The sequence below is a fragment of the Oceanispirochaeta sp. genome, assembly GCF_027859075.1.
GTDB lineage: Bacteria > Spirochaetota > Spirochaetia > DSM-2461 > DSM-2461 > Oceanispirochaeta.
Window position 1 is genome coordinate 1 of record NZ_JAQIBL010000076.1, and the last position, 6,841, is coordinate 6,841.

Genomic DNA, 6,841 nt, shown 5'->3' on the forward strand with positions numbered 1-6,841 from the left:
ATTTATAACCCAGAACAATTTGACTGATTCCCAGCCAGATAAGATAAAAACTGAAAACTAATGAGACAAAAACCATTCCGATTGTAGGGAAAATCATGAGGATTAATCCCGTGACAGTACTGATTGCCCCCTGAATCAGTGTATAGAACCAGACATTTCTTAATGTCTGGTTCTGCTCAGCATTTTCTATCTTTCCTTCCATCCTATTCTCCTATTTCAATTCAAGAACACGTTTCATCTTATCCGGTTCAAGGCGGAAAGTAGACCCTTTACCCTCCAGAAAATGATGTTTCTTCAACAGGTGCAGGGATAATGTTGAAATCATTATGGATTCATTCAGACTTATATTGCGTATGACCGTCGTAATTTTTCTTTGAATTCCATCTTCGAAGGGACAGGGGAGATGACCCCTTGCCTCAGTTGTCTGTACAATCCATTTATCCTCAACAGTGATGGGTTCTCCCAATCCGTTTCGTCCCTCTTCCATCATATTCTTAAGAATCTGAACCGCATCATCGATATCGATTCCATGATGCCTCATGAGTTCTTCAGTCTCAACAATCATGTCCTGAATCGGCCTCTTGTCATCTCCCAGGAACCCGTCAGCAGTTATAACACCGGCGGCCATATTTTCCTGAGCTTTTCTCATATTAGGCGACATTTTCATAATGATTCCTCCTCAAATCAGGCAAAGCTGTCATAATAAATTTTTTCTATGGGTATACCATTGTTTGTCATGACATTATTACAGGCATTGATCATTCCGGGGCTACCACACAGGTATCCTTCCAAATCCTTCTCCACCCCGATGGAATCCTTGATAAAACGATCCAGAACATCGGTGATGAGTCCGGTTTCACCGGTCCAGTTGTCTTCTTCCATAGGTTCTGAAAGAGCGGGAACAAAGTGGAACCAGGAATTTTCTTTTTCCAAAGCCCTCATCTCATCCATATAGAACATGTCCCTCAGTGAACGGGCCCCAAAGAAGTACCACACATCCCGGTTTGTCACATTGCTGTCAATCATATCGTGGAGGATGGACTTGAAGGGAGCCATTCCTGATCCACCGGCCACACAGAGCATGATGGAATCTGTGGATGATCTGCGAAAATCACCAAAAGGTCCGATAAGGCCCATCTTATCCCCTTCTTTAAGATTTTCATGAACATAGGTTGTGGCAATCCCTCCGGGTACAAGGCGGATTAAAAGTTCGACCTTATTATGATCCAGCGGCCTGGATGACATGGAATAGGCTCTCTGAGTCGATCCTTTGACCTTGGCGTAGGGAGGAACCACAATTTGCACGTACATTCCCGAGTGAAAGGTAATGCTTTCCTCACCCAGATCAAAGACGACTTCTTTGATATCATAGGTCAGATCTTTGATACTCAGGACGGTTGCATTGAATTGTTTTACATTAAACAATTCTTCGGGAATATGGATGGACAGGTCCGATTTTACCTTGATCTGACAGGCGAGTCGAACATTATCTGCCATTTCCTCTTTTGTCAGATAGGGAGTCTCTGTGGGCAGATGAGGGCCTACATCCGTGGTGACCTGACATTTACAGGCACCGCAGCTTCCTTTCCCTCCACAGGCAGAGGGTAGGAAAATCCCCTTTGTGGATAAAAGAGACAGCAGATGATCTCCTCCATTGACGGTCTCAACTTTTGTTCCCTCATTGATGTCGATCTTACATTCGCCATAATTGTTGACAACCTTGTCTATCAGGGCTATCAGAGCTGCCAGAACGCCTGATATACAGGCAATGGTTAGTGGTGCAATCAAAAAACTCACGATTTCATTCTCCTTGGTTGTTTAAACTCACTGAACAATCAGCATGCCGGAGAATCCGACAAAGGCCATCGCCATGAAACCTATGGTGATTAATGTGATTCCCGGTCCTTCCAGTCCGGCTGGGACGGGAGATTTCTGCAGTTTCTTCTGAATCGCCGCCAGGGCCATGATGGCCAGCCACCATCCAAGACCCGAACCAAGACCGTAAAACAGGGTCTGCAACAGGTCATAGTGTCTGATTTCCACAAAAAGAGCGACACCGAGGATGGCACAATTCACCGTGATCAGAGGCAGAAAAATTCCCAGAGACATATAGAGGGCAGGTGAGACCCGGTCTATCACCATTTCAAGAATCTGTACAGTGGCAGCAATGACAATGATAAAGACGATGTATCGGAGGTATAAAAGCTCCATGGGAATCAGCAGATAATTCAGTATCGCCCAGTTAATAACAGATGTCAGAGTGAGAACTACGGTCACAGCCAGACCCAGGCCGTTGGAAGATTTGATATCCTTGGATATGGAGATGAAGGAACACATTCCCAGAAAGTTGGCCAGGAGAATATTACTGGTGAAAATTGAGGCAAAGAAGAGAACAAAGGGATTAATATCCGGTGTCATTTGGCAACTCCTTTTTTCAGAATTATAGATTTTACTACCCAGAGGAAGGTTCCCAACAGAAAAAAGGCACTGGGTGCCATGACCATGATGGTCCATCTGGTAAAACTTTCGGGAAGGACGGTCATTCCGAAAAGGGTTCCGAATCCCAGGAGTTCCCGGATGAAGGCAATGATCATAAGGACCCACATATATCCCAGACCCGATGTTATGCCATCCCACAAGGAGAGAAGAGGCCCGTTCGCCTGCGCAAAAGTCTCAGCCCGTCCCATGATGATGCAGTTGGTGATAATCAGTCCCACATAAGGCCCCAGGGCTTTGCTTACTTCCGGCAGGTAGGCTCTGAGGAGTATATCCACAATGATGACATAGAACGCTATGATCAGGGTCTGAACAATCATTCTGACTTTGCGGGGAATGAGAGTCTTTAAGATAGAAACAGTCACATTCGTCAAGGCTGTGACAAAGACAAGAGCTATGGTCATTATAAATGTGTTGGTTAGGTTATTTGTTACAGCCAGGGTGGAACAGATACCCAGAATCTGTACAAAGACCGGGTTATTGTGCCATATATTATTTTTCAGAATAGTTGAGGGGCTTGATTCATTCATTTGCTGCTCCTTTCGGTTCTGAAAAGATTCAGTTCTTTATTCACAATCGTCTCCATGGATTTGCTTGTCAGAGAGGCGCCGGTGATTCCATCAACAATAGAATTATTGCTGTCTGTATCTGCAGAACCGCTTCCCTTGGCGACTTTGATTCCATCAGCCCCTATTTTCTCACCCTTGAATTGCTCTTTGAACCACTCTTCATCAATGCGTCCGCCGAGTCCGGGAGTTTCATTATGACTGATGATATCCAGGCCGACGATTCTGTCCAGAGCCCCATCTACGGCAATAATGCCTGTTATGGTTCCCCATAGACCGCTCCCGCTGAAGTATCCTATTAAAACCTCAGTTCCCTCTTTTACAGTTTTCAACCGGTCTCCGGCCTGAGGAACTGTCTCAAATAGCTTTTCATAGGTTGATGCAATATCTCCGGAATCAGAAGGAAGTATATCCAAAGCTTTTAAGACAGATTTTTGTACAGACACAAGGTTGTTCTTCTGGACCAGTTCTTTAGTTGCTCCATCGGCGAGGGATAGGAAAAAGACAAAAAAGAAGGCTACTAAAAAAGTAAAAATGACTGTATATATAATGCCGTTTTTATTCATTTCTTGACTCCTTTCCGGGGAGTGAACCATTCGTCAAACAAGGAAGCAAAGGTATTTCCCATAAGAATTGCGAAACTGGTTCCCTCCGGGAAGAGTGAGAAGACCCGGACAAGACAGGTCACACTCCCTATGAGAATCCCATAAAGGTACTGTGCCTGATTTTTTTTAGGTCCTGTAACAGGGTCGGTCGCCATAAAGACGATGACAAAGAGAACGCTTCCGGAAAACAGAGATTCCAGGGGAGGAAATGAGGAGGAGACCCCCATGAAAAAGAGAGCAGAAGAGAGAGCCAGAAAACTCAGGAGTGTCGATAGGATGATTCTCCAACTGGCTGTCTTTGTGAAAATCAGGTAGACCCCTGCTGCAATGATAAGGATCACCGCGCTTTCTCCCAGTGAACCGGCTCTGATACCGATGATGAGATCTTTCAGCTCTGGTATCACATTTCTGCGCATCAAGCCCAATGGAGTGGCTGTGGAAACAGTATCAACAGCATTCATTCCAAAACGACCGGGTGCCATCCAACCGGTTGTCATAAAGGATGGAAAACTGATGTAAACAAACAAGCGTCCTGCAATGGCAGGATTAAAGATATTCCGGCCGAAGCCTCCAAAGATACACTTCCCGAAGAGGACTCCAAAGATGATCCCCAGGGCCGCGATCCACAAGGGAACCAGAGGCGGCATGGAAAGAGCATAAAGAGAACAGGTCACGAGGACTGCCTCGGATACTTTTTTCCCCCTGGTTTTCATATACAGATATTCTGTTGCTGTTCCTGCCAGGAATACGACAGCATGAATTATCAATGAGCGTAATCCATAAAGGTAGACTGAAAAGATCATAATCGGAATGAGCGAGTAAACAACTCTCCGCATCATGATTTGTTTTTGGAACACAAAGGACCCCCTGAATTTTTTATATTACAAATTAAAATGAGTATATAACCTGTCTGGTATATACTTCCATTTAATCATAGTTTGCATGTGAATATAATTGCAAAAGATTCAATCATTTTTTATCATATAATAGTGGAAATATAATATATGATTCTTTAATATTGAAGAAGGAGACAAACAAAATGTCAAAATACGCTAGAATTCTCGAAATCAAAGATAACCGGGTTATCCTGGGACTCCTTAATGATACAGGTCTGTGTGGAAGCGGGAAATGTGAAGGCTGCAGCTGCTCCACCAAGATACAGACCATGAAATTATCTCTCCCTGAAAACTCACCCCTCACCACCGGGATGGATGTGGAAATGATTGCCCCCAAATCTTTAAAGGCGGACTGGTTTCTCCTCATCGTCCTTCCGGTCTTTTTTATCGTCTTGATCTCACTGTTACCCGGATTTACTGATTGGCAGGTTGATGAGCAAAGCAGGAATCTTTTTGCCCTGGGAGGCGGAATCCTGGGGTTTGCAGGTTCTGCTTTGCTATTGAAACTACTAAGAAAGAATCAGACCATAGAACTTGTTGCCCTTTCCAGGGACGATCAAGTTTGATTCTCATCATGGCAGGCACTGGCATATTTCGACATGTCGACCCAGTCTGCATCCAGCTCTGACTTGGGTATACGGCCTCGTCTATAGAGACCGGGGTTTCCCATATCCAGAAAGGGCTGAATCTTCTCCCAGGACAGTTCTGTCTCTTCGGCGCTGACAAACAGGGTCTGATCTCCCTTGAGGGCGTCTTGAAGGAGTTTCTGGTAGGCATCGGGAATATCACCATTGTAGGAAGAGGAATAACAGAAGTCCATATCCGTGGTGGTGATATCCTTATCACTGCCGGGTATTTTTGTTGAATGATCGATGATGATGGAAGAGTCGGGTTGTATCTGAATCAGTATTTTATTTTTTTCCAGCTCGTTATTCTGATTAAACAGGAGACGGGGAACCTTCTTCAGGGTGATGGCGATACTGGTCATCTTCTCTCCTACAGCCTTCCCGGTTCTGATATAAATAGGAACACCTGTCCACCGAAAGCTGTTAATTTCCAGTTTCATCTCTGCATAGGTCTCTGTTTCTGAATCAGAGGGAATTTTGGGTTCTTTCTGATAACCCTCATACTGTTTTATTTTGCACTCTTTAATCTCAAGGGCCTTCAGAATGGCCATTTTCTGCAGACGGATCTCTTCAGGTTTCAATGAAACAGGGGCTTCCATGGTCAACAGGGCCAGAAGTTGGAAAAGATGATTCTGAATCATGTCCCGGATGATTCCGGAACCGTCAAAATAGTCTCCCCTGGATTCAACCCCCAACTCTTCGAAGGCAGAAATCTGAATGGATTCAATAAAGCCGTTATTCCAGACAGGATAGAATATATTGTTGGCAAAACGGAATACCAGAATATTCTGTATGCTTTCTTTGGCCAGGTAATGATCGATTCTGTAAATTTGTTTTTCCGAGTAAAACTCTTTTAATTTGCTATTCAGTTCCCGGGCACTTTTCAGATCGGTTCCAAAGGGTTTTTCAATGATCAGCCGGACATTCTCCCTGAACCCCTGCTCATAGAGCTGTTCCGCGGTCGAGCCGTAGACTCGGGGTGGAAGAGCCATAAACACGATAATCTGCTCAAATTCCCCCATAGAGAGTATCTTCTCGTAAAGACCTTCCATGCCCTGATGATAGTGAAACTTCTGGCGATAGGGACCGGTCAAACCGATTTTATCCCTGAAACTATCGTCTGTGAATTCAGAACGTCCATTTCCCAGAACACAACAATTTTTCTCGATAATACCCTGCTCATAGAGTTTGACAATGGAGGGTATGAGTTTTCTGTGTGCCAGGTCTCCCGAGGCACCCATGATGACTATTGCTGACTTTTGAATGGACATGCTCTGACTCCCTAGTTACTTTTATTTTGAATTTTAGCCCATGAATCCTTTAATGCGACGGTCCGGTTGAAAACAGGATGTTCTGCACTGTGATCTTTAATATCGGCATTAAAATAACCCTGCCTCAAGAACTGAAATATTTTTCCGGGTTGAACCAGTGCCAGAGAAGGTTCGATAATACAATCGGTTTTTACGATAAGGGAGTCAGGATTGATATAATCTTTATAATCCTTCCCCTCTTCCATGTCATCCATATTCTCCAGAGTAAAAAGATTGTCATACATGCGAACTTCCGCCTTGATGCCCTTCTCTGCCGAAACCCAGTGGAGTGTACCTTTCACCTTTCTGCCATCAGGAGAATCCCCTCCTTTCGTTGCAGGA

General features: G+C 44.5%; 9 protein-coding genes and 1 pseudogene. 1 reads left to right on the forward strand and 9 read right to left on the reverse strand.

Annotated elements, in window-relative coordinates; all coding sequences use genetic code 11:
- From PF479_RS03980 to PF479_RS04010, 7 genes are all read right to left on the reverse strand, one after another.
- A partial coding sequence (locus tag PF479_RS03980) for a hypothetical protein (protein ID WP_298002417.1) occupies nucleotides 1-202 on the reverse strand: 202 nt, incomplete at its 3' end.
- 9 nt (nucleotides 203-211) lie between these two features.
- Nucleotides 212-667, reverse strand: a complete 456-nt coding sequence (locus tag PF479_RS03985; RefSeq protein ID WP_298002418.1) for a hypothetical protein — start codon at nucleotides 665-667, stop codon at nucleotides 212-214.
- Nucleotides 668-684: 17 nt separating this feature from the next.
- Nucleotides 685-1,797, reverse strand: coding sequence for an NADH:ubiquinone reductase (Na(+)-transporting) subunit F (locus PF479_RS03990; protein ID WP_367277202.1), 1,113 nt, complete (start codon nucleotides 1,795-1,797; stop codon nucleotides 685-687).
- 27 nt (nucleotides 1,798-1,824) lie between these two features.
- Entirely contained in the window at nucleotides 1,825-2,418 is a 594-nt protein-coding gene (locus PF479_RS03995) for an NADH:ubiquinone reductase (Na(+)-transporting) subunit E (protein ID WP_298002420.1), read from the reverse strand.
- Nucleotides 2,415-3,026, reverse strand: coding sequence for an NADH:ubiquinone reductase (Na(+)-transporting) subunit D (locus PF479_RS04000; protein ID WP_298002422.1), 612 nt, complete (start codon nucleotides 3,024-3,026; stop codon nucleotides 2,415-2,417). The genes PF479_RS03995 and PF479_RS04000 overlap by 4 nt, the downstream gene beginning before the upstream one ends.
- The gene (locus tag PF479_RS04005; RefSeq protein WP_298002424.1) at nucleotides 3,023-3,628 is read right to left on the reverse strand and encodes an FMN-binding protein; all 606 of its coding nucleotides are present in this window, start codon (nucleotides 3,626-3,628) and stop codon (nucleotides 3,023-3,025) included. Before PF479_RS04005 ends, PF479_RS04000 begins: the two co-directional genes overlap by 4 nt.
- Complete coding sequence (locus tag PF479_RS04010; RefSeq protein ID WP_298002426.1) at nucleotides 3,625-4,524, reverse strand: RnfABCDGE type electron transport complex subunit D; 900 nt, start codon at nucleotides 4,522-4,524, stop codon at nucleotides 3,625-3,627. Before PF479_RS04010 ends, PF479_RS04005 begins: the two co-directional genes overlap by 4 nt.
- Nucleotides 4,525-4,706: 182 nt before the next feature.
- Between PF479_RS04010 and PF479_RS04015 the strand changes: the two genes are divergently transcribed.
- A complete protein-coding gene (locus PF479_RS04015) occupies nucleotides 4,707-5,129 on the forward strand; it encodes a SoxR reducing system RseC family protein (protein WP_298002428.1) in 423 nt (140 codons plus the stop codon).
- Here the strand turns inward: PF479_RS04015 and PF479_RS04020 are convergent.
- Both PF479_RS04020 and PF479_RS04025 read right to left on the reverse strand, forming a co-directional pair.
- The gene (locus PF479_RS04020; RefSeq protein WP_298002430.1) at nucleotides 5,120-6,460 is read right to left on the reverse strand and encodes a glucose-6-phosphate dehydrogenase; all 1,341 of its coding nucleotides are present in this window, start codon (nucleotides 6,458-6,460) and stop codon (nucleotides 5,120-5,122) included. The two genes, PF479_RS04015 and PF479_RS04020, sit on opposite strands and share 10 nt — an antisense overlap.
- Before the next feature lie 11 nt (nucleotides 6,461-6,471).
- Nucleotides 6,472-6,841 (reverse strand): annotated as a pseudogene (locus PF479_RS04025) (glutamine--tRNA ligase); the annotation flags it as partial.